The organism is Streptomyces sp. NPDC103540, assembly GCF_055584445.1.
Genome location: NZ_JBVJMA010000015.1, coordinates 169,609 through 190,812, shown reverse-complemented (window position 1 = coordinate 190,812; position 21,204 = coordinate 169,609). Strand labels below are relative to the sequence as shown.

Here is a 21,204-nt window from a genome sequence, read left to right as displayed (position 1 = left end):
GTCGATGCCCGCACCTAGTATCTCCGTTCCCGGGCACGATCCGAACAGGAGGGGCGGGCAGAGCTGTGGAAATCACTGCCGGAGGGCTGCTGGAGATCCGTATCACCCCGGCTGACGTGGGTAAACGAGTCTCTGTACGACGGGTGGAGGGCGGGCGGAGCGATGCCCCGGCCTTCCTCGACACGGTCGGGGTGCTCACATCCTGGACCGGGGGTGTGCTGACGATCACACGCAAGGACGGCGTGTCCGTCCACATCTCGGAATCCTCGCTGGTCGCGGGCAAGACGGTGCCGCCGGCGCCGGCCCGGCGGCGGGGTCCGGCCGCCTCCTTCGAGGAGCTGACGAGGGTCGGCGCGCGGGCCTGGAGACCGCTGGAGAGCGAGTCGCTGGGCGGTTGGACGCTGCGGGCGGCCGGTGGGTTCACCCGGCGGGCGAATTCCGTGCTACCGCTGGGGGAGCCCGGGATACCCCTGGACGAAGCACTCGCGCGAGTGACCGCCTGGTACGCGGAGCGTGGGCTTCCGGCGTACGCGCAGGCGGCGACGGGCGCGCTCGGCACGCAGGAGGTGCTCTGCGCGGAGCTGGAGGCGCGCGGTTGGGTCAACGAGGTCTCGGCGGAGGTCCGCGTCGGGGCGCTCGCGCCGGTCGGGGACGTGGACGCGGACGTGTCGGCCGTACGGCTGACGCGGGAGCCGGACGAGGACTGGTTGGGCCGCTACGGGCGGGTACGGGACCCCGGGGTCGCCCGGCGCGTGCTCGTGGAGGGGCCGTCGGTGTGGTTCGCCTCGCTGGACTCGGGTCGGGCGATCGGGCGGTGCGTGGTGGACGGCCGTTGGGCGGGGTTCGCCGCGGTGACGGTGGACCCGGAGCACCGGCGGCGGGGTCTCGCGACGGCGGTCATGACGGCGCTGGCCCGGCGGGCGCTGGAGGAGGGCGCCTCGGCGGCCTGGCTCCAGGTGGAGGCGGACAACCCCGGGGCGCGGACGCTGTACGACGGCATGGGCTTCGTGACGCACCACTCCTACCACCACTTCCGGGCGGCCCCGTGAGCGCCGGGTCGCGGGAGCTGTTCGCGGCGGAGGCCCGCTCGGAGCGGCCGGACCTGGCGCTGCTGTGCCTGCTGCTGGCGGCGGAGGCGGATCCTCAGCTCGACGACGAGCGGGGCAGGGACTGGGCGCAGATCGAGCTGGACCGGCTCGCCGGGATGCTGCCGTACGGGCTGCGGGGCGCGCGGGCGTGGGCCTCGGCGGTGACGGAGCTGTTGGGGGGCCGGATGGGCTTCCACGGCACCCCGGGCGACTACGAGCGGCTGTCGTCCTCGCTGCTGCACGAGGTGCTGCGGCGGCGGCGGGGGCTGCCGATCCTGCTGTCGGTGGTGTGGATGGAGGTGGCCCGGCGGGCGGGGGCGCCGGTGTACGGCCTGGGTCTGCCGGGGCACTTCGTGGTCGGCTTCGGGGATCCGGAGGAGGGCGTCGTCGCGGACCCGTTCGCGGGCGGGGCCTCGCTCGGGGCGGGCCCGGCGGAGGCGGCGCGGGGGCCGAGGACGCCGGCGCGGACGCTGGACATCGTGCTGCGGATCCTGCGGAACATCCGGGCCTGGGCGGCGTCGCGGCCGGAGCAGTCGGGGGTGGCGCTGTGGGCGCTGGACCTGGCGCTGCTGCTGCCGTCGCATCCGGCGGCGCTGCGCTGCGAGCGGGCACGGCTGCTGGTGGAGCGGGGCGCGTTCCGCGAGGGCGCGCGCGAGTTGGAGTCGTACGCGGAGGTCATGGACGCGGTGGACAAGGACGAGGCCGCCCGCATCCGCGCCGAGGCCGTCTCGGCCCGCGCCCTGCTGAACTGACCCCCGCCCCGCCCGGCGTCCCGCCGGGCGGGGCGCCGGGCGGGGCGCCGGGCGGGGCGCCGGGCGGGGCGCCGGGCGGGGCGCCGGGCGGGGCGCCGGGCGGGGCGCCGGGGCGGGCACGCCCCGGCGTCGGTGCGTCGGGCGGCCGGTGCGCCGGGCGGTGGGCGGCCCGGGCGCCGGGCGGCGTGACGGGTCAGAGCCAGCCCTTGTCGCGGGCCACGCGCACCGCTTCGGCGCGGTTGCGGGCGGCCAGCTTCTGGATCGCCGTGGACAGGTAGTTGCGCACCGTGCCCTGGGAGAGGTGCAGGCGGGCCGCCAGTTCGGCGTTGGTCGCGCCGAACTCCGCCTCCCGCAGGACCTCCCGCTCGCGTTCGGTCAGCGGGTTCGCGCCCTCGGCGAGGGCGGCGGCGGCCAGCGTGGGGTCGATGACGCGCTCGCCCGCCAGCACCTTGCGCACGGCGGCGGCGAGTTGGGCGGCCGGGGCGTCCTTGACGAGGAACGCCGAGGCGCCGGCCTCCATCGCCCCGCGCAGGTAGCCGGGGCGACCGAAGGTGGTCAGGATGACGATCTTGAGGGCGGGGAGGGCGGCGCGCAGGGCGGCGGCGGCCTCGATGCCCGTCATGCCCGGCATCTCGATGTCCAGGAGCGCGACGTTCACGTCGTGGGTCCGGGCGGCCGGCACGACCTCGTCCCCCCGGGCGACCTGGGCCAGTACCTCGATGTCGGGCTCCAGCCCGAGCAGGGCGGCCAAGGCCTCGCGGACCATCGACTGGTCCTCGGCCAGCAGGATGCGGATGGGCGCGGCTTCGGTCATGAGGGGGATCCTAGGGGGTGTCCGGCCAGGGGTACGCGGGCCAGCAGGCGGAAGCCGGTCCTCGCGACGGGGCCGGCCCACAGGGTGCCGCCGACCGCCTCCAGACGTTCCGTCAGGCCGGTGAGGCCGTTGCCGGGGGCGCTCGCCGCGCCGGTCGCCCCGTCGTCGGTGACCGACAGTTCCAGGACGGCCCCGGCGAGGGTCTGGGCGATCCGCAGGGTCACCGTGCAGCGCCGGGCGCCGCTGTGCCGGACGACGTTCGTCACGGCCTCGCGCAGCGCCCAGGCCAGCGCGGCCTCCGCCTCCTGCGGCAGGTCCTCGGGGGCGTCGACCGGCAGGTCGGCCGCCACGCCGGCGGCCGTCAGGGCGGTGCGGGCGCCGGCGAGTTCGCCGGGCAGGGTCGGCCTGCGGTAGCCGCTCACGGCCTCCCGTACGTCCGCCAGGGCCTGCCGTCCGACCTGCTCGATGTCCGCGACCTGTTGGGCCGCCCGGTCGGGGTGGTCGGGCAGCATGCGGCCCGCCAGCTCGCTCTTGAGCGTGATGAGCGAGAGCGAGTGGCCGAGCAGGTCGTGCAGGTCGCGGGCCATCCGCAGACGTTCCTCGTTCGCGGCGAGCTGGGCGACGGTGGCCCGGGCCTCCCGCAGTTCGACGGTGGTCCGGATCATGGCGCGGACCCCGATCATCGCGAAGCCGCCCATCAGGGCCGGGATGAGCAGCCCGAAGAGGTAGGCGGTGCCGTCGGGGACCGCGTTGGCGACGACGGCCAGCAGGGCCGTGCTGCCGGGGACCGTCCAACGGGCGATCGGGCCGGGCAGCGCGGCTCCGGAGGCGATGGCGACGTAGACGAACAGCACGAGCCATTCGCGGCCCAGGGTCAGGGACAGGAGCGTGGCCTGCGCGGCGAGCACGCCCAGGGAGAGCAGGACGCGCGAGGTCTCCCTCTCCGGTCCCGTGCGCAGGACCAGGACCAGGTACCAGGCGACGAAGGCGGCGAGGCCGAGGGCGCCCAGCACCCGGGCGCCGGTGCCGTGGCCGCCGCCGATCAGGTCGGCGACGGGGGCGCCGAGGTAGAACAGCCAGATGCCGGTCCACACGACGCGCGCCGTCCGGTGGCGGGTGTCGTCCGCCGTGCGGGCGGGCCGGTCCGCGCCCCCGGCCTGTTTCCTCAGCGCCACGGGTTCACGCCTTCAGTGAGTCCTTGCGGTACAGCCAGGCGGCCGCACCGGTGAACAGTACGAAGTACCCGGCGAGGATCGCCACGTCCTCGACGCGCGGCGCCCCGCCGAGCTCGATGGCCTGGCCGAGTCCGGCGTAGGCGCGGGTGGGCAGCCATTCGCACAGGGCGCTCAGCCACTGCGGGAAGTTGGCGGTGGGCATCCACAGGCCGCCGAGGATCGACAGGCCGAAGTAGAACAGCATGCTGATCGGGCGGACGGTGTCGCCGCTCGCCAGGTAGCCGATGGCCACGCCGAGCGCGGCGAAGACGAGGCTGCCGGCCCAGATGGCGCCGGTCAGGGCGAGCCACTGCCAGGCCTCGAACCGTACGCCCTTCACGCCGGCGGCCACCGCGAAGACGACGAGGATCGAGGGGAGGGACAGGACGCCGGCGCTCGCGGTCTTGGCGAGGACGTAGCCGTGTCCGGGCAGGGCGGTCAGCCGCAGCTGGCGGACCCAGCCCCGCTCGCGTTCCTTGGCGATGCGTTCGCTGTTGCCCATGAGGACGGCGGTCAGGGCTCCGAAGGAGGCCATGGCGACCATGTAGAAGGCCGGCATGCCCAGTTGGGTGCCGAGGACCTCGGTGTCGCCGGGGATGGTGCCGCCCAGCATCAGGAACAGGGCGGCCGGGTAGAGGACGTTGAAGAACAGGTACTTCTTGTTGCGCCGGGCGCGGGTGATCTCCAGGCGGACCAGGCTCAGGGTCCCGGCGGTGGACGCGCGCCTCATCGGGCGGCCTCCTCGGCCTCGGTGAGGGCGATGAAGGCCTGCTCCAGGCCCAGGCCCGCGACCTCCAGGTTGCGGGGGTACAGGCCGAGCCCGTACACGGCGTGGACGGTGGCGTCGGCGTCGCGGGACTGGAGGCGGACGGTGGTGCCGGTGCGCTCGTAGGCGGTCAGGGCGGGCAGGGCGCGCAGGGCCGCCTCCTCCACGGGGGCGTCGAGGTCGAAGGCGATCCTGCGGGCGCCGGCCTTGGCCTTGATCTCGGCGGCGGTGCCGTCGGCGAGGAGCCGGCCCCTGGAGAGGACCAGCACCCGGTCGGCGATGGCGTCCGCCTCCTCCAGGTAGTGGGTGGCGAACAGGACGGTGCGGCCCCGGTCGGCCTGCTCGCGCATGGTGGCCCAGAAGGCCTGGCGGGAGGTGACGTCCATGCCGGTGGTCGGCTCGTCGAGGACGATCAGGTCGTTCTCGCCGGCGGTGGCGAGCGCGAAGCGGACCCGCTGTTCCTGGCCGTCGGAGAGCTTGTTGACCACGCGGCCGGCGATCTCGGTGATCCCGGCGCGGTGCAGGACCTCGTCCACGGGGTGCGGGCGGGGGTGCAGGGCGCAGCCGAGGGTGACGAGTTCGCGTACGGTCACCTCCTCCATCAGGCCGCCGCTCTGGAGCATGGCCCCGACGCGGCCGGCCGCGAGCGCCTCGCGGGGGGTGGTGCCGAAGAGGCTGACGGTGCCGGAGTCGGCGGGGCGCAGCCCGAGCAGGAGGTCGAGGGTGGAGGACTTGCCGGCGCCGTTGGGGCCCAGGAGGGCGACGGTCTCGCCCGGGTGGAGTTCGAGGGAGAGGCCGTCCACGGCCCGGACCCCGCCGTAGCTCTTGGTCACGTTCCGGAAGCTCACCACCGGGCCGTGGGTGGCGGCGGGGGCGCTCGCGGGGTGTGTCGCGGTCGTCGTCGTCATGGGTCGAGGATCGCCCGGACGGGGGTGCGCGCGGCAGTGTCGGCCGTCGTGGGGGCGGCATGACGGATGTCATGCCGTGGACGTGACGCCCGGGGCCGCTCCGGGGTCCGGGTACGCCACGGCCCCTCCCCGGGGCGGGGAGGGGCCGTGAGCGGACGGGCGGGTGTCAGCCCGCGTTGGTGTCGATGGTGACGGTCCGTTCGGCGGGGGTCTTGCCGATGAGGGCCTTGCCGAGGGCGCCCGCGACGTCCTGCGGGGTGACGGGGGTCTTGGCGCCGGTGCCGCGCGTGATCAGGACCCCGTCGAAGGTGTTGCCGTAGGTGGCCTTGAGGGCTTCCAGGTCGTACTTCTCGACGAGGCGGCCGTCCACGGCGTGCATGGTGAGGATCTTCGGCAGGGACTTGGCGCCGAAGGGCAGGGACTTGCCGCCGGCCTTGACGGTGGCGGGGGCGGACATCGCCGGTTCGGCGAACTCCTTCATCGCCCGGTCCAGTTCGGCCTGGGTGATGCTGGGTTCCTTGGTGGCGGTGGGCAGTTCGACGCTGGGGGCCTTGCCGGTCGCGACGAACTCCCGGAAGGCCTTGATGACCCGGTCGACGGAGCCGTCGACGTCGAGGCCGGTGCCGGCCTTGCCGGGGACGGCGACGGCCTTGCCCGTGTCGAACCGGATCGTGCCCTCGGAGGAGGAGCCGGAGGTGCCGGCCGCCTCCTGGAGCGCGACGCGCAGCTTCTCCTCGTCGACCGGCATGACGGCCTCGGCGGTGCGCTCGCCGCCGAACAGCGAGCCGATGACGGTGACGGGGTTGTAGTCGCTGCCGGCCGCGTTGCGCACGGTGGTCTGGCTGTCGAGGGTCAGGCCCGCCTTGTCGGGCTTCAGCTCGACCTGCTTGCCGCCCACGGTCAGCGGCAGCGGCGCCGAGGCGCGGGTGCCGAAGGCCTTCTGGAGCTCGGCGACGGCCTCCTCGCGGGTGCCGCCGATGTCGACGCCGAGGACGGTGGTGCCCTTGGGGACGTCGGAGTGGTTCATGAGCAGGCCGGCGCCGTACGCGACGCCGACGAGGGCGATCAGGCCGCCGCCGAGGAGGACCACCTTGGAGCGGCCCTTCTTGGCGGGCTTGCCCGTCGCGGCCGCCTTGGCGGGCTTGGCGGGCTTGCCCGGCTTCGCGGGCCTGGCGGGCTTGGCGGGCTTCGCGTCGCCCTTGGGGCCCTTGGATCCCTTCGCGCCCTTGCCGGCGGGGGCCGGCGGGGCCGGGACCGTACGGCTCTGCCGGTCGGGCTGCGGGCCGGGGGCCGGGACCTTCGGGGTGGTGGCGAGGGGCGGGAACGCGTCCGCGCCGGGCGGGTACGCGGCGGCGACGCCCTGCCCGGAGGGGGCCTGGGGGCCGGGCCAGCCGGACGGCTCGTCGGCTCCCACCGGTACGGTGCCCAGCGCGGGCCCGCCGGTCGGTCCGGCGGGGTCGGAGAAGGCCGGGAAGGCCTCCGTCGAGGGGCCCGCGTCGTAGCCGTCGAAGGTGTCGTAGGCCGGGGGCGGCGGGGTGTCCTGCCGGCCGCCGACGCCGGGGCCGCCGACGGTCGGCGGGGCGAAGCCGGCTCCGGTGCCGTACGCGGCCTGCGGCTGCTGCTGTCCGGGGGCGGCCGGGGGCGCGAAGCCCGCGCCGGTGCCGCCGGGGGGCGTGGCGGAGCCGTAGCCGGCGCCGGCCGGGGGTGCGGGGGCCGGGGCGGGGGCGGGCGGCGGGGTCGCCTTGCGCGGGGCGAACCAGCCGCCGGCCGGCGGCTCGGAGCCGGAGCCGCCCGCGGGACCGGCGGCGGGTGCCGGGGCGGCCGGGGGCGGGGTCCGGTCGGTGGGACGCGCGGGCAGGGCGGCCCGTACGGGGGCCGGGGCCGACGCGGGGGCCGGCGCCGGGGTCGGCGCGGGGCCCGGCTCGGGCTCGGCGTTCCCCGGGGCTCCGGCCGAGGCGCCGCCCTTGACGGGCTTGCGCACGACCACGGGCGGGATCGGCCGCGAACCCGGAATGTTGATCCGGATCCGGGTCGTCAGGGTGGTCTCGGTCTTCGGCCCGTCGTTGTCGGGCGTGGACGGGTTCGAGGTCACAGGATTCTCCTCCGGGGCGGTCTCCGCGTCAGGCCGAGGTGACACGGCCGTGGACGGATACTGGCCGGTTCCGTACGGCGGCGTACCCGAGGGGTACGCGGCTCCGCCGTGGCCGTGGGGCCCGGGGGACGAACTGTCAGTTTCACGACTCAAGGCAGGTTCTCCCGGTTGGCTCCGCCGCCCGTCATACCGTGCGCGGGCAGCTCGGCGGCGCGTCCACCATACTGGCCGCGACCCGGGCGCAACTGTCCACCGGGAATCCCAGGTTCCTCTTGACGTCCGGTACGGACCGTTCCGAGGGCCCGTCAAACCCCCTCAAGCCGTCCCTGATCGGAGGACGGCCAGGGACGACGGAGCGCTGTCAGCGGGCTCGCGGGGCCGAAACGGGCCGATCGACGGGACCGCGCATCGTGGCACAGATCACAGCGACGATACTTCCCCCCAAAAGGTATGCGTACATACCGATTCCGGAGGAACCGAGCAGGAAGTCCCCTTCGGGGCGCGGCACCCCGAGCAGTACGTACGACAGGAACCAGCCGGCCGCCGCCACTCCCACACCGAGGCCGCCCCCGGTGACGAGCCGCGCGCCGAGGAACAGCCCGAAGAGGGCGAGCAGGGCGAGCAGCAGCCCGGCCGGCAGCCACAGGTCGACGACGAGCCACCCGGCGCCGCCGGCCAGGACGCCCAGCACCAGCAGGCCCAGCAGGACGGCGATCCGCCCGGGGGTCAGCGCCGTGGTCACGCCTCCACCCCCGCGAAGAGGTCCCGCTCGCGGGTGCCCGCGGGGGCGCCCGGGGTCCCGTGGACCAACTCGTAGTACTCCCGGGCGAAGAGGGGCTGCGCCAGGTCGTTCGAGAGGGCGAAGAAGGGGCCGTCCACGGCGATCTGCGTGGCGTGCGCCCGCATGGCGGCCGCCTTGGCCGCGGCCAGGCCCGCCTGCGCGTCGTCGCCGATCTCGGCGGTGATCCGCTCGTCGGCGACCACCCCCGGCACGTCGTCGGGGCTCGCGAGCCCCGGGAAGGGCAGCGCGGCACCGGCCTCGCGCAGCCGCTCGAAGCCCGCCTCGACCACCGAGCGCGGCACCCGGTTCCAGTAGATCTTCCCGATGGCGTGCGGGGCGCCGAGCTCGGGGCGCCACGCGGGGTCGGCGGCGAGCACCGCGGCGCGCGTCGCGACGCGGTGGGCCTGGATGTGGTCGGGGTGGCCGTAGCCGCCGTCCGGGTCGTAGGTGACGAGGACCTGCGGCCGCAGCTCCCGGATCACCTCGACGAGGTACCCGGCGGCCTCGTCCACGTCGGCCGCCCAGAACGCGCCGGGGCGGTCGTTCTGCGGGACGCCCATCATCCCGGAGTCGCGGAAGCGGCCGGGGCCGCCCAGGAACCGGTGGTCGGTGACCCCCAGCTCCTTCATGGCGGCGGCGAGCTCCCCGACCCGGTGGGGGCCGAGGGTGTCGTCGCGGTCGGGCGCGAGGTGGGCCAGCCCGGCGGGGATGACCTCGCCCTCCTCGCCGAGCGTGCAGGTCACCAACGCGACGTGGGCGCCCTCGGCCGCGTACTTGGCCATGGTGACGCCGTTGTTGATCGACTCGTCGTCCGGGTGCGCGTGCACGAGGAGCAGACGACGGGCGGGAAGACCGTTCATAGGGGTCAGCCTACGAGCAGGACCTACAGCTTGAGGCCACTGATCATGCTCGCCACGTTGGACGTGAGCTGACTGAGGGTGGGCGCGACCGTCGAGCTCGCCAGGTAGAACCCGAGCAGCACGCAGACGAACGCGTGCCCCGCCTTCAGTCCCGACCTCCGGACCAGAAGGAAGACGACGATCGCCAGCAGCACCACGGCCGAGATCGATAGTGCCACGGCGTTTCACCTCCACGTCGAGCGGACATCGGTACGCGTACTCGTGCTCGGCGGAGTCATACCCACCGTGCGCTACGGATCATAACTATCCGTACCAGCGCATCGATCGAATTCCGGCAGCACGAGGGGCGCATGCCGCGCACGCCCGGGGGCACACGGGGACCGGCCGGGGAGGTTCCACGCCTCCCCGGCCGGTTGTGGGCACCCGCACGGCCGCACCGACTCCAGGCTGCCGGGCCCGGAAGTCGGGGCAGAAACGGTCAAGTTGCCTTCACGTTACGGGCGTTAGGGTGTCGGCGGCAGGTACGGGACCGCACCGACGGGGGTGGCTTGAAATGATCGGTCGACTGGGGCTGGCGAGACGGATGTTCCACGCGGCGCACCAGGAACTGGCGGCGGCGATCCGCTCCGCCGACGCCCGGGACCTCGGTCGCGCCCGGATCGCCGGAGCCAACACCCCGGCCTGGCTGCTGTGGCACGTCGCGCGCGGCGAGGACCGCAACCTCTCCGAGATCGCGGGTCTGCCGCAGCTCTGGGTGGCCGACGGCTGGGCGGATCGTTTCGGCCGCCCGGCGGACCCCCACGACACCGGCTACGGACACACCCCCGCGCAGGCCGCCGCCTTCGCCGGCCCGGACGCCCCGGGGGCGACCCCGCTCCTGGAGTACCTGGACGCCGTGTTCGAGGAGCGGGTCGAACGCCACCTCGCCGCCGCCCCGGACGAGGACCTCGACCGGATCGCCCCGAGCCCGACCCTGGGCACCGCCGAGACGGTCGAGGCCCGCCTGGCCTCGCAGCTCGCGGACACCCTGGCCCACCTGGGCCAGCTCGGCCTCCTCCTCCCGCGACGCGGGGACGCCTAGGCCGTCTCCCCCGGGCCCGGCGGGACCACCTGCTTCTCGGCGGCGAAGTGGCAGGCCGAGGGGTGGGCGGCCGGTCCCGTCGGGAAGGCCTTCGGGACGGCCAGGAGGGGGACCTCCGTCGTGCAGCGCTCCTCGGCCTTCCAGCAGCGGGTGCGGAAGCGGCAGCCCGAGGGCGGGTTGGCCGGGGAGGGGACGTCGCCGGTGAGGATGATCCGCTCGCGGTGCGCGCGGGCCTCGGGGTCCGGGACGGGCACCGCGGACAGCAGGGCCTGCGTGTACGGGTGGGTGGGGTGGTCGTAGATCTGGGTGTCGGTGCCGATCTCGACGATCCGGCCCAGGTACATGACGCCGACCCGGTCGGAGATGTGCCGGACGATCGAGAGGTCGTGCGCGATGAAGACGTAGGACAGGGCGAATTCGTCCTGGAGGCGTTCCAGGAGGTTGACGACCTGGGCCTGGACGGAGACGTCCAGGGCGGAGACGGGTTCGTCGGCGACGATGATCTCGGGCTTCAGGGCGAGGCCGCGGGCGATGCCGATGCGCTGGCGCTGGCCGCCGGAGAACTGGTGCGGGTAGCGGTTGATGTACTCCGGGTTGAGGCCGACGACGTCCAGGAGTTCCTGGACCTTGCGGCGCCGGTCGCCCTTGGGAGCCACCTCGGGGTGGATCTCGAAGGACTCGCCGATGATGTCGCCGACCGTCATGCGCGGGTTGAGCGAGGTGTACGGGTCCTGGAACACCATCTGGATGTTGCGGCGGACGGCCTTGAGGGCCTTGCCCGACAGCTTGGTGACGTCCTCGCCCTTGTACGCGATGGCGCCGGCGGTCGGCCGTTCGAGGTGGACCAGCATCCTGGCGACGGTGGACTTGCCGCAGCCGGACTCGCCGACGATGCCGAGGGTCTCGCCGGCGGCGAGGTCGAAGGAGACCCCGTCGACGGCCTTGACCGCGCCGACCTGCTTCTTGAAGAGGATGCCCTGGGTCAGCGGGTAGTGCTTGACCAGGTCGCGGACCTCCAGGAGGGGTTCAGCCACCGAGGCACTCCTTCCAGAAGAAGCAGGCGCTGGCGCGGTCCGGGCCCACGTCCGCGAGGGGCGGGACCTCGGCCCGGCAGGCGGCCCGGGCCATCGGGCAGCGCGGGTTGAAGGCGCAACCGGGCGGGATGGCCAGCAGGTTGGGCGGCAGCCCCTTGATCGCGTACAGCTCCTGGCCCTTCTGGTCCAGGCGCGGGATCGAGTCGAGCAGGCCGCGGGTGTAGGGGTGCGCGGGCTCCTTGTAGATCGCGTGGACGGGGGCGGTCTCGACGATCCGGCCCGCGTACATGACGGCGATCTTGTCGGCGACGTCGGCGACGACGCCGAGGTCGTGGGTGATCAGGATCAGGCCCATGTTGAGCTCGCGCTGGAGCTCCGCGAGCAGGTCCATGACCTGGGCCTGGACGGTGACGTCGAGGGCCGTGGTCGGCTCGTCGGCGATGATCAGGGAGGGTTCCAGGGCCAACGCCATGGCGATCATGATGCGTTGGCGCATGCCGCCCGAGAACTGGTGGGGGTAGTCGCCGACCCGTTCGCGCGCGGCCGGGATCCTGACCCGGTCCATCAGCTCCACGGCCTTGGCGCGGGAGTCCTTGCGGGACATGCCGCGGTGGACCTCGTACATCTCGCCGAGCTGGGCGCCGACGGTCAGGACGGGGTTGAGGGAGGACAGGGCGTCCTGGAAGATCATGGCCATCTCGGCGCCGCGGATCCTGCGGCGGTCCTCCTCCTTGGTCTTGAGGAGGTCGCGGCCCTTGAAGAGGATCTCGCCGCCGGTGATGCGGCCGGGAGGGCTGTCGAGGATCCCCATCACGGCCTGGGCGGTGACGGACTTGCCGGAGCCGGACTCGCCGAGCACGGCCAGCGTCTCGCCCTCGTCGACCGAGTAGTTCACCCCGTTGACGGCCTTCGCGACCCCGTCGCGGGTCTTGAACTCCACGTGCAGGTCGCGGACTTCGAGCAGCATCTGCCGACTCACTCCTCAGCGCAGCTTGGGGTCGAGGGCGTCGCGCACCGCGTCGCCGAGCATGATGAAGGCGAGCACGGTCAGGCTCAGGGCTCCCGCAGGCCACAGCAGCATGTGCGGGGCGTTGCGGATCTGGGAGGCGGCGTTGGAGATGTCGATGCCCCAGGAGACCGTCGGCGGGCGCAGGCCGACGCCGAGGAAGGACAGGGTGGCCTCCAGCGCGATGTACGTGCCGAGGGCGATGGTGGCGACGACGATGACGGGGGCGACGGCGTTGGGGGCGACGTGGCGGATCAGCATCCGGCCGTTGCCGGCGCCGAGCGCGCGGGCCGCCTGGACGTAGTCGTTCTGCTTGGCGGTGATCACCGAGCCGCGGGCGATGCGGGCGAGCTGCGGCCAGCCCAGGAGCACGATGAAGCCGACGACGGGCCACACGGTGGTGCTGGTGACGACGGACAGGAAGACCAGGCCGCCGAGGATGACCGGGATGCCGAAGAAGATGTCGGCGACCCGGGAGAGCAGGGAGTCGCCCCAGCCGCCGAAGAAGCCCGCGAGGCCGCCGAGGGCGGAACCGAGGAGGGCCGCGCCGAGGGTGGCGCAGACGCCGACGGTGATGGAGGCGCGGGCGCCGTAGACGGTGCGGGTGTAGACGTCGCAGCCCTGGGTGTCGTAGCCGAAGGGGTGGCCGGGCTGGGAGCCCTCCTGGGACTTGGACAGGTCGCACTGGAGGGGGTCACCGCTCGCGATGAGCTGCGGCCAGATCGCGATGACCACGAGGAAGAGGATGAGCAGGCCGGAGACGATGAAGACGGGGTTGCGGCGCAGCTGGTGCCAGGCGTCGGACCACAGGCTGCGGGCCTTCTCGCTCGGCCCGGGGCCCGGGGCGCCGGTGACCCCTTCGAGGCTCTCGGCCTCCTCCAGGGCGAGGTCCATGGCACCTCCCTGGCCGGTGGGCGCGACGGCCTCGTGGGGGCGGGGACCGACCGGGTCGTAGCCGCCGGGGCCTTCGGGGCGCTCGGGATCAGGCATAACGGATCCTCGGGTCCAGGACCGCGTAGAGCAGGTCGACGAGCAGGTTCGCCAGCAGGAAGACGATGACGAGGATGGTCACGAAGCCGACGACGGTGGGGGCGTTGTTGCGCAGGATGCCCTGGTAGAGCTGGTAGCCGACGCCGTGGATGTTGAAGATCCGCTCGGTGACGATGGCGCCGCCCATCAGGGCGCCGATGTCGGTGCCGATGAAGGTGACGACGGGGATGAGGGAGTTGCGCAGCAGGTGTCGGGTGACGACGCGGCGGCGCGGCAGGCCCTTGGCGGTGGCGGTGCGGACGTAGTCGGCCTTGACGTTCTCGGCGATGGAGGTCCGCGACAGGCGGGTGACGTAGGCGAGGGAGACCAGGGCGAGGACGATGCCGGGCAGGATCAGCTGGCCGAAGGGGGCGTCCGCCGAGACGGTGGGCCTGACCCAGCCCCATTTGACGCCGAAGAGGAACTGGAGCAGGTAGCCCGTCACGAAGGTGGGCACGGAGATGACGACCAGCGTGAGGACCAGCACGGTGGTGTCGACGGCCCTGCCGCGGCGCAGGCCGCTGATGACGCCGAGGGTGATGCCGATGACGATCTCGAAGAAGATCGCGACGCAGGTCAGGCGCAGGGTGACGGGGAAGGCGCTCGCCATCAGCTCGGTGACCTTCTGGCCGTTGAAGGCGGTGCCGAAGTCGCCCTGGAAGATCTGGCCCATGTAGTGCAGGTACTGCTTCCACAGGGGCTGGTCGAGGTAGAGGTCCTTGCGGATGCGGGCGGCGGTGGCCGGGTCGGGCGCCTTGTCGCCGAAGAGGGCGGCGACCGGGTCGCCGAGGGCGTACACCATGAAGAAGATCAGGAACGTGCTGCCGATGAACACCGGGATCATCTGGAGCAGCCGCCGGATCACATAACGTCCCATGGACTGCTCCGGGTTCGATCCCCCGCGGGGGTCAGCCGACCTTGATCTGGTTGTAGACGGGGACGCTGAACTGGTTCAGGGTCACGTCGGAGATGCGCTCGGAGTAGCCGGCGCTGCCGTTCTGGTACCACAGCGGGATCGAGGGCATCTGCTCGGCGAGGATCTTCTCGGCGTCCTGGAACGAGGCGATGGCCTTGGCGGTGTCGCTCTCGCGGTTGGCCTCGTCGACGAGCCGGTCGAAGTCCGGGTTGCTGAACTTGCCGTAGTTGGAGGAGGCGCCGGTGTAGTAGAGCGGCTCCAGGAAGTTCTGGATCAGCGGGTAGTCGGCCTGCCAGCCCGAGCGGAAGGGGCCGGTGAGCTTGTAGGAGCTCTGCTGGTTGCGGAAGTCGGCGAAGGTGCCGATCGGGTTGACGGTGCAGACCGGACCCTCGCCGAGGGCGTTGTTGACGCTGTTGCAGACGGCGTCCATCCAGTCGCGGTGCGAGCCCGTGTCCACGTTCGAGGTCAGCGTGACCTTGCCGCCGGGCAGGCCGCCGCCCTCCTGGATGAGCTTCTTCGCGGCGGCCGGGTCGAAGGTGCAGGCCTCGCCGCACAGGGTGGCGTTGAAGCCGCCCTTGGTCCCCAGGGCCGGGGAGGTCCAGTCCTTGGCCGGGGTGCGGGTCTCGCGGAAGATCTGCTGGGTGATCTCGTCGCGGTTGATGGCCATGGAGATGCCCCGGCGGACCTTCTCCATGCCCTCCTTGTTCCACTGCGGGTCGTACAGCGGGAAGGTGAGGGTCTGGATGATGAGGGCCGGCTGGTTGATGTAGCGGTCGCCGAGGTCGTTCTTGACGTTCTTCAGCTGCTGCGCGGGGATGTCGTCGACCAGGTCGAGGTTGCCGGAGATCAGGTCGGTGTAGGCGGTGTTGTTGTCGGTGTAGACCTTCAGGTCGACGCCGTTGTTCTGCGCCTTGTCCTCGCCCGGGTAGCCGTCCCACTTGCGCAGCTTCATCGCGGTGCCCTTGGTGTACGAGTCCACCGTGTACGGGCCGTTGCCGACCGGCTTGGCGAGCCAGGCGGTGTGGTCGGTGAAGAAGGACTGGGGCAGCGGGCTGAAGGCCTGGTAGCCGAGGGTCTGCGGCCAGGTGGAGAACTTCTCCTTGAGGGCGACGGTGAAGGTCTTGTCGTCCTTGACGACGAGGCCGGACATGGTCTTCGTCTTGGGGTCGCCGGTGGCCGGGTGCAGGTCCGCGTAGCCGACGATGTCGGAGAAGAAGGGCGAGTTGTTCTGCTTGTTGCGGACGTCCGCCGCGTAGTTCCAGGCGTCGACGAAGGACTTCGCGGTGACGGGCTCGTCGTTGCTGAACTTCCAGCCGTCCTTCAGGGTGATCGTGAAGTTCTGGCTGTCGGTGGTCTCGATCTTCTCGGCGAGCATGTTCACGGCCTCGCCGGTCTTCGGGTCGTAGCGCATGAGGCCCCGGAAGAGCATGTCGAGGACCTTGCCGCCCTGCACCTCGTTGGTGTTGGCGGGCTCCAGCGGGTTCTGGGGGTCCCCCCAGGAGGAGCTGACGATGCCCGCGCCGTCGCCGCCGTCGCCGCCGTCGCTTCCGCCGCCGCAGGCCGTCGCCGCGAGGGCGACGGCCACCGCACATGCGGCCCACTGGGCGTGGGTGGCTCCGCGCATGGAGTGCCTCCTAGGGTCCCGAGACTCGTCAGGGCCCAATGTCACCCCATGTGGGGGCCGTCACACTCCTGGTTGGACCGATTGCACCCCCGCGTCCCACCGCTGTCACCCCTGCGAGTGCAAACTCAGCTCCCAGGTGTCGACCGCGTAGTGCAGACCCATGCCGTGCGCCTCGTAGAGCGCCAGTGCGCCGGTCTCGTTGTGCGTGTCCACGCCCAGGCCCACCGTCTCGCGGCCCCGGGCGGCGTACGCGGCGAATCCGTGGCGCAGCAGGAAGCCGCCGATGCCGCGGCCGCGCTGGTCCTCGCGTACGCCGAGGTGGCTGATCCAGCCCATGCTGGTGCGGTCGTCGCGGCTGAGCAGGACGCCGACGTCGCCCTCGGCGGGCAGGCTCGCGATCCACACGAGGGACCAGTCGAGGCGGCGGGCGTCCAGGTGGTCGAGCCAGGATTCGTACGGGCGGTCCACATGGCCGAAGTGGGCGGCGAAGGTCGTCTCGACCAGGCGGTGGGCCCGCGCGCGGTCGGCCTCGTCGGCGGCGCAGTCGCGCAGGGCGAGGCCGGTGGGCGGTGGGGGCGGCGTACGGTCGGCGCGGCCGAGCCGACGGGTCAACACCTGGTAGCTGCGCACGGTGCGGTAGCCGCGGCCGGTCAGCAGGGACAGGTCGAGGGTGGGGGCCACGTTGAGCTGGATGCGCAGGCGGGCCGGGCGGGCGCCGGCGGCGAGCTCGCGGGCGCGGGCCTCCATGAGCTCCAGCAGGCGCAGCGCGGCCGGCCCGTGGCCGGGCAGGACGTAGTGGTCTCCGTCGACGCGGCCCGGCCCCGAGTCGGCCCACACCAGGGCGTAGGCGACGAGGCGACCCCCCTGGAAGGCGAGCCAGGAGTCGGTGGCGAGGTCCACGTCGGGGTGGTTCAGGTCGGCCTCGACGGTGCCGAGGTCGGTCTCGGGTCTGCCGATCTCGATGACGTCGACGGCGTTGAGCAGGGCACAGATGTCGGGCGCGTCCCCGGGCCCGGCCGGACGGACGGTCAGCGTGTCGCTCATCCGCCCACTCTCGAAGGCGCGGGCGTGCGGGCGCAACCGGCTTTCCCCGGGCGCGCCCGTGCGGGCGGAACGCGCCGGGGCGCCCGGGACCGGACGGATCCGGTCCCGGGCGCCCCGGGTACGCCTGCGCGGGAGGTCAGACGGCCAGTACGGCCTTCTCTTCCGCGAAGTGGCACGCCGACTCGTGCGCGGCCGGGGTGTTCAGCCCCGTGAAGCGCGTCGGGATCGCCAGCACCGGCTCCTCCGTGGAGCAGCGCTCCTCGGCCTTCCAGCAGCGGGTGCGGAAGCGGCAGCCCGAGGGCGGGTTGGCCGGGGAGGGGACGTCGCCGGTGAGGATGATCCGCTCGCGGTGCGCGCGGGCCTCGGGGTCCGGGACGGGCACCGCGGACAGCAGGGCCTGCGTGTACGGGTGGGTGGGGTGGTCGTAGATCTGGGTGTCGGTGCCGATCTCCGCCATCTTGCCCAGGTACATGACGCCCACGCGGTCCGAGATGTGCCGGACGATCGAGAGGTCGTGCGCGATGAACACGTAGGACAGGTCGAACTCGTCCTGGAGCTTGCCCATCAGGTTGATGACCTGCGCCTGCACCGACACGTCGAGCGCGGAGACCGGCTCGTCGCAGATGATGATCTCCGGGTTGAGCGCGAGGCCGCGGGCGATGCCGATGCGCTGGCGCTGGCCGCCGGAGAACTGGTGCGGGTAGCGGTTGATGTACTCCGGGTTGAGGCCGACGACGTCCAGGAGTTCCTGGACCTTGCGGCGCCGGTCGCCCTTGGGAGCCACCTCGGGGTGGATCTCGAAGGGCTCGCCGATGATGTCACCGACCGTCATGCGCGGGTTGAGCGAGGTGTACGGGTCCTGGAACACCATCTGGATGTTGCGGCGGACGGCCTTGAGGGCCTTGCCCGACAGCTTGGTGATGTCCTGGCCCTTGTAGAAGACCTCGCCGGCCGTGGCCTTCTCCAGGCTCATCAGCAGCTTGGCGACGGTGGACTTGCCACAGCCGGACTCGCCGACGATGCCCAGGGTCTCGCCCCGGTAGAGGTCGAAGGAGACCCCGTCGACGGCCTTGACCGCGCCGACCTGCTTCTTGAAGAGGATGCCCTGGGTCAGCGGGAAGTGCTTGACCAGGTTGCGCACCTGGAGGATCGGCTCGCCCTCGGGAGTGGTCAGGTCAGCCATGGATCTGCTCCTTCCAGAAGTGGCACGCGCTGCCGCGACCGGCGAGCGCGGTGCCGTCCTGCTCGGTCACCTGGTGCAGGACCGGGACGTCGGTGCGGCAGACGTCCTGCGCCTTGGGGCAGCGCGGGTTGAAGGCGCAGCCGGAGGGGATGTTGAGCAGGTTGGGCGGCAGGCCCTTGATCGCGTAGAGCTCCTGGCCCTTCTGGTCCAGGCGCGGGATCGAGTCGAGCAGGCCGCGGGTGTACGGGTGCGCCGGGCGGCTGTAGATCTCGTGGACCGGGGCGGTCTCGACGATCCGGCCGCCGTACATGACGGCGATCTTGTCGGCGACGTCGGCGACGACGCCGAGGTCGTGGGTGATCAGGATCAGACCCATGTTCATCTCGCGCTGGAGCTCCGCGAGCAGGTCCATGACCTGGGCCTGGACCGTCACGTCGAGGGCCGTGGTCGGCTCGTCGGCGATGATCAGGTCGGGCTCCAGCGCCATCGCCATGGCGATCATGATGCGCTGGCGCATACCGCCCGAGAACTGGTGCGGGTAGTCGCTCACGCGCGCCTTGGCGGCGGGGATCTTCACGCGGTCCATGAGCTCGACGGCCTTGGCCAGCGAGTCCTTCTTGGACATCCCGCGGTGGACGCGGAACATCTCGCCGAGCTGGGCGCCCACGGTGTGCACCGGGTTCAGCGAGGACAGCGCGTCCTGGAAGATCATGGCGATCTTCGAGCCGCGGATCTTGCGGTACTCCTCGGCCGGGAGCTTGAGCAGGTCCTGGCCCTGGAAGAGGATCTCGCCGGACGGGATCTTGCCGGGCGGCATGTCGAGGATGCCCATGATGGCCTGCGCCGTCACGGACTTGCCCGAGCCGGACTCGCCGAGCACCGCGAGGGTCTCGCCGGAGTTCACCGAGTACGAGACGCCGTTGACGGCCTTGGCGACACCGTCGCGGGTGTGGAACTCGACGTGCAGGTCGCGCACTTCGAGGAGGGGGGAGGTCTCCGGGGCCGGGCGGGGCGCCGGGACGTTCGAGGTCATGTCGATGGTGGTCAACGTACGCCCTTCCTCAGCGCAGCTTCGGGTCGAGGGCGTCACGTACCGCGTCGCCGACCATGATGAACGCGAGCACGGTGATGCTCAGCGCCAGCGACGGGAACAGCAGTACGTGCGGAGCCTGGAGCCAGCGGACGGAGGCGTCGCTGACCATCAGGCCCCAGGAGATCTCCGGGGGCTGGACGCCGATGCCGAGGTACGACAGGGCCGCCTCGGCGGAGATGTACACACCCAGGCTGATCGCGCCGACCACGATGACGGGGGCGACGGCGTTCGGCAGGATGTGGCGGATCGTGATGCGCATGGTGCCGGCGCCGAGGGCGCGGGCGGCCACCACGTAGTCGTTGTTCTTGTTCTGCAGGACCGAGGACCGCATGATGCGGAAGATCTGCGGCCAGCCGAGGATGGCGAGCACCAGGGAGACGGTCCAGGCGTTGCCCGGCAGCGAGGACATGATCAGCATGCCGCCGAGGAGCAGCGGGATGGCGAAGAAGATCTCGGTGAAGCGGGACAGGACGCTGTCGACGACGCCGCCGACCCAACCGGCGACGAGGCCGAGGCCACCGCCGACGATCAGCACGAGCGAGGTGGTGACGATGCCGACGATGACCGAGTTGCGGGCGGCCCACACCGTGCGGATGTAGACGTCGCAGCCCTGGATGTCGTAGCCGAACCAGTGGGCGGCGCTCGGGGTCTTGAGCGAGTCCTCCAGCTTGCACGCGGCGGAGTCGAAGGGGCTGCCGTCGGTGAAGAGCTGCGGCACGGCGGCCACGATCAACAGGAACACGACGAGGACGCCACCGATGATGAAGATCGGGTTGCGGCGCAGGTCGCGCAGGGCGTCGGACCAGAGGCTGGCCTCGCGCTCCTTCTTGTTGCCGTCGCCCTGACCGGGCGCCGCGCCGGTGGAGGTGGCTCCGGCGATCTGGGTGTCGGTCATCGAGCCCTCCACCGTAGTTGTCTCACGCATAGCGGATCCTCGGGTCGAGCACGGCGTACAGCAGGTCCACCAGGAGGTTGGCGACGAGGTAGATGAGGACCAGGAGGGTCACACCACCGACCACGACGGCACCCTGCTTCAGGTACACGGACTGGGCGAGCAGGCCACCGAGGCCGTGGATGTTGAAGATGCGCTCGGTGATGACCGCGCCGCCCATGAGGCCACCGAGGTCGGCACCGAGGAAGGTGACGATCGGGATCAGCGCGTTGCGCAGGGCGTGGTTGACCACGACGCGACGGCGGGGCAGGCCCTTGGCCGTGGCGGTGCGCACGTAGTCGGCGCGCATGGTCTCCATGAGGCTGGTACGGGTCAGTCGGGCCACGTACGCGAGCGAGGTGGAGGCGAGGACCCACGCCGGGAGGAGGTAGGCGCGCAGTCCGTCGTTCTCGTTGAAGGAGACGGAGAAGAGCTCGATGCCCCAGTTGTTCTTGAGCTGCACGCCCAGGGTCAGCTGGAGGACGAAGCCGGTGACGAAGACCGGGATCGAGATGACCATCAGCGTGGAGATCAGGACCAGCTGGTCCAGGAACTTGCCGCGGCGCAGGGCGGCCATGATGCCGGCCGCGACGCCGACGATCGCCTCGATGACGAAGGCGAAGATGGCGAGGTTCACCGTGTAGGGGAAGGCTTCGCCGATCATGTCGGCGACCTTGCGACCGGTGAGGGTCTCGCCGAGGTCTCCCTGGAACACACCGGAGATGTAGTTCCAGTACTGGAGCAGGAACGGGTCGTCGAGGTGGTACTTCTCGCGCAGCATCGCCGCGACGAGGGGGTCTGCCTTCTTCTCGCCTGCCAGGAGCTGGATCGGGTCAGCGCCGGGCATCGCGAAGGTCAGCAGGTAGATCAGGAACGTGGCACCGAGCAGTACAGGGATCGCCTGTATGAGTCGGCGGATGAGGTAGCGGCCCATCAGACCTCCAACAAGAACAGGGGGAAAGGGCGGGCTGACGGAAACCTGATTCCG

The 21,204-nt window shown here is 72.1% G+C and carries 21 protein-coding genes; 3 read left to right on the top strand and 18 right to left on the bottom strand.

Annotation, left to right across the window (positions count from 1 at the left end):
- The first annotated feature begins 65 nt into the window (after nt 1-65).
- On the top strand, nt 66-1,049 hold the full coding sequence (locus tag ACZ6ZI_RS31400) for a GNAT family N-acetyltransferase (RefSeq protein ID WP_469526497.1): 984 nt from the start codon (nt 66-68) through the stop codon (nt 1,047-1,049).
- The gene (locus ACZ6ZI_RS31395) at nt 1,046-1,840 is read left to right on the top strand and encodes a transglutaminase-like domain-containing protein (RefSeq protein ID WP_469526495.1); all 795 of its coding nucleotides are present in this window, start codon (nt 1,046-1,048) and stop codon (nt 1,838-1,840) included. The genes ACZ6ZI_RS31400 and ACZ6ZI_RS31395 overlap by 4 nt, the downstream gene beginning before the upstream one ends.
- A 193-nt stretch (nt 1,841-2,033) precedes the next feature.
- Here ACZ6ZI_RS31395 and ACZ6ZI_RS31390 read toward each other — a convergent pair whose 3' ends face one another.
- The 8 genes from ACZ6ZI_RS31390 to ACZ6ZI_RS31355 all read right to left on the bottom strand — a co-directional run bounded on the left by ACZ6ZI_RS31390 (nt 2,034) and on the right by ACZ6ZI_RS31355 (nt 9,493).
- Nucleotides 2,034-2,654, bottom strand: a complete 621-nt coding sequence (locus ACZ6ZI_RS31390; protein WP_469526492.1) for a response regulator transcription factor — start codon at nt 2,652-2,654, stop codon at nt 2,034-2,036.
- Nucleotides 2,651-3,748, bottom strand: a complete 1,098-nt coding sequence (locus ACZ6ZI_RS31385) for a sensor histidine kinase (protein WP_469526577.1) — start codon at nt 3,746-3,748, stop codon at nt 2,651-2,653. The genes ACZ6ZI_RS31390 and ACZ6ZI_RS31385 overlap by 4 nt, the downstream gene beginning before the upstream one ends.
- Before the next feature lie 85 nt (nt 3,749-3,833).
- Nucleotides 3,834-4,598 (bottom strand): ABC transporter permease, encoded by a 765-nt coding sequence (locus ACZ6ZI_RS31380; RefSeq protein WP_469526489.1) that lies wholly within the window; start codon nt 4,596-4,598, stop codon nt 3,834-3,836.
- Complete coding sequence (locus ACZ6ZI_RS31375; RefSeq protein ID WP_469526485.1) at nt 4,595-5,542, bottom strand: ABC transporter ATP-binding protein; 948 nt, start codon at nt 5,540-5,542, stop codon at nt 4,595-4,597. Before ACZ6ZI_RS31375 ends, ACZ6ZI_RS31380 begins: the two co-directional genes overlap by 4 nt.
- A 166-nt stretch (nt 5,543-5,708) precedes the next feature.
- The gene (locus tag ACZ6ZI_RS31370; protein ID WP_469526483.1) at nt 5,709-7,787 is read right to left on the bottom strand and encodes a hypothetical protein; all 2,079 of its coding nucleotides are present in this window, start codon (nt 7,785-7,787) and stop codon (nt 5,709-5,711) included.
- Between the two features lie 208 nt (nt 7,788-7,995).
- Nucleotides 7,996-8,376: a DUF6113 family protein gene (locus tag ACZ6ZI_RS31365; protein ID WP_469526482.1), complete on the bottom strand. Its 381-nt coding sequence runs from the start codon at nt 8,374-8,376 to the stop codon at nt 7,996-7,998.
- Complete coding sequence (mshB, locus tag ACZ6ZI_RS31360) at nt 8,373-9,275, bottom strand: N-acetyl-1-D-myo-inositol-2-amino-2-deoxy-alpha-D-glucopyranoside deacetylase (protein ID WP_469526479.1); 903 nt, start codon at nt 9,273-9,275, stop codon at nt 8,373-8,375. The genes ACZ6ZI_RS31365 and mshB overlap by 4 nt, the downstream gene beginning before the upstream one ends.
- 23 nt (nt 9,276-9,298) lie before the next feature.
- The gene (locus tag ACZ6ZI_RS31355) at nt 9,299-9,493 is read right to left on the bottom strand and encodes a hypothetical protein (protein ID WP_045952243.1); all 195 of its coding nucleotides are present in this window, start codon (nt 9,491-9,493) and stop codon (nt 9,299-9,301) included.
- A gap of 335 nt (nt 9,494-9,828) precedes the next feature.
- Between ACZ6ZI_RS31355 and ACZ6ZI_RS31350 the strand changes: the two genes are divergently transcribed.
- Nucleotides 9,829-10,356, top strand: a complete 528-nt coding sequence (locus ACZ6ZI_RS31350; protein ID WP_469526475.1) for a DinB family protein — start codon at nt 9,829-9,831, stop codon at nt 10,354-10,356.
- Here the strand turns inward: ACZ6ZI_RS31350 and ACZ6ZI_RS31345 are convergent.
- The 10 genes from ACZ6ZI_RS31345 to ACZ6ZI_RS31300 all read right to left on the bottom strand — a co-directional run bounded on the left by ACZ6ZI_RS31345 (nt 10,353) and on the right by ACZ6ZI_RS31300 (nt 21,150).
- Nucleotides 10,353-11,390 carry an ABC transporter ATP-binding protein gene (locus tag ACZ6ZI_RS31345; RefSeq protein WP_469526474.1) on the bottom strand — a complete coding sequence of 346 codons (1,038 nt, stop codon included), beginning with the start codon at nt 11,388-11,390 and terminating at the stop codon, nt 10,353-10,355. The genes ACZ6ZI_RS31350 and ACZ6ZI_RS31345 overlap by 4 nt on opposite strands.
- On the bottom strand, nt 11,383-12,357 hold the full coding sequence (locus ACZ6ZI_RS31340; RefSeq protein WP_469526472.1) for an ABC transporter ATP-binding protein: 975 nt from the start codon (nt 12,355-12,357) through the stop codon (nt 11,383-11,385). Before ACZ6ZI_RS31340 ends, ACZ6ZI_RS31345 begins: the two co-directional genes overlap by 8 nt.
- A 15-nt stretch (nt 12,358-12,372) precedes the next feature.
- Entirely contained in the window at nt 12,373-13,386 is a 1,014-nt protein-coding gene (locus ACZ6ZI_RS31335; RefSeq protein WP_469526469.1) for an ABC transporter permease, read from the bottom strand.
- A complete protein-coding gene (locus ACZ6ZI_RS31330) occupies nt 13,379-14,302 on the bottom strand; it encodes an ABC transporter permease (protein WP_363053110.1) in 924 nt (307 codons plus the stop codon). The genes ACZ6ZI_RS31335 and ACZ6ZI_RS31330 overlap by 8 nt, the downstream gene beginning before the upstream one ends.
- A gap of 31 nt (nt 14,303-14,333) precedes the next feature.
- Nucleotides 14,334-15,965 (bottom strand): peptide ABC transporter substrate-binding protein, encoded by a 1,632-nt coding sequence (locus ACZ6ZI_RS31325; RefSeq protein WP_469526465.1) that lies wholly within the window; start codon nt 15,963-15,965, stop codon nt 14,334-14,336.
- A gap of 105 nt (nt 15,966-16,070) precedes the next feature.
- Entirely contained in the window at nt 16,071-17,009 is a 939-nt protein-coding gene (locus tag ACZ6ZI_RS31320) for a GNAT family N-acetyltransferase (RefSeq protein WP_469526462.1), read from the bottom strand.
- 136 nt (nt 17,010-17,145) lie between these two features.
- Complete coding sequence (locus ACZ6ZI_RS31315; protein ID WP_469526458.1) at nt 17,146-18,192, bottom strand: ABC transporter ATP-binding protein; 1,047 nt, start codon at nt 18,190-18,192, stop codon at nt 17,146-17,148.
- Complete coding sequence (locus ACZ6ZI_RS31310; RefSeq protein WP_469526456.1) at nt 18,185-19,240, bottom strand: ABC transporter ATP-binding protein; 1,056 nt, start codon at nt 19,238-19,240, stop codon at nt 18,185-18,187. The genes ACZ6ZI_RS31315 and ACZ6ZI_RS31310 overlap by 8 nt, the downstream gene beginning before the upstream one ends.
- Nucleotides 19,241-19,253: 13 nt before the next feature.
- A complete protein-coding gene (locus ACZ6ZI_RS31305) occupies nt 19,254-20,210 on the bottom strand; it encodes an ABC transporter permease (RefSeq protein ID WP_469526453.1) in 957 nt (318 codons plus the stop codon).
- Complete coding sequence (locus ACZ6ZI_RS31300; protein ID WP_363053104.1) at nt 20,203-21,150, bottom strand: ABC transporter permease; 948 nt, start codon at nt 21,148-21,150, stop codon at nt 20,203-20,205. The genes ACZ6ZI_RS31305 and ACZ6ZI_RS31300 overlap by 8 nt, the downstream gene beginning before the upstream one ends.
- Nucleotides 21,151-21,204: the final 54 nt, after the last annotated feature.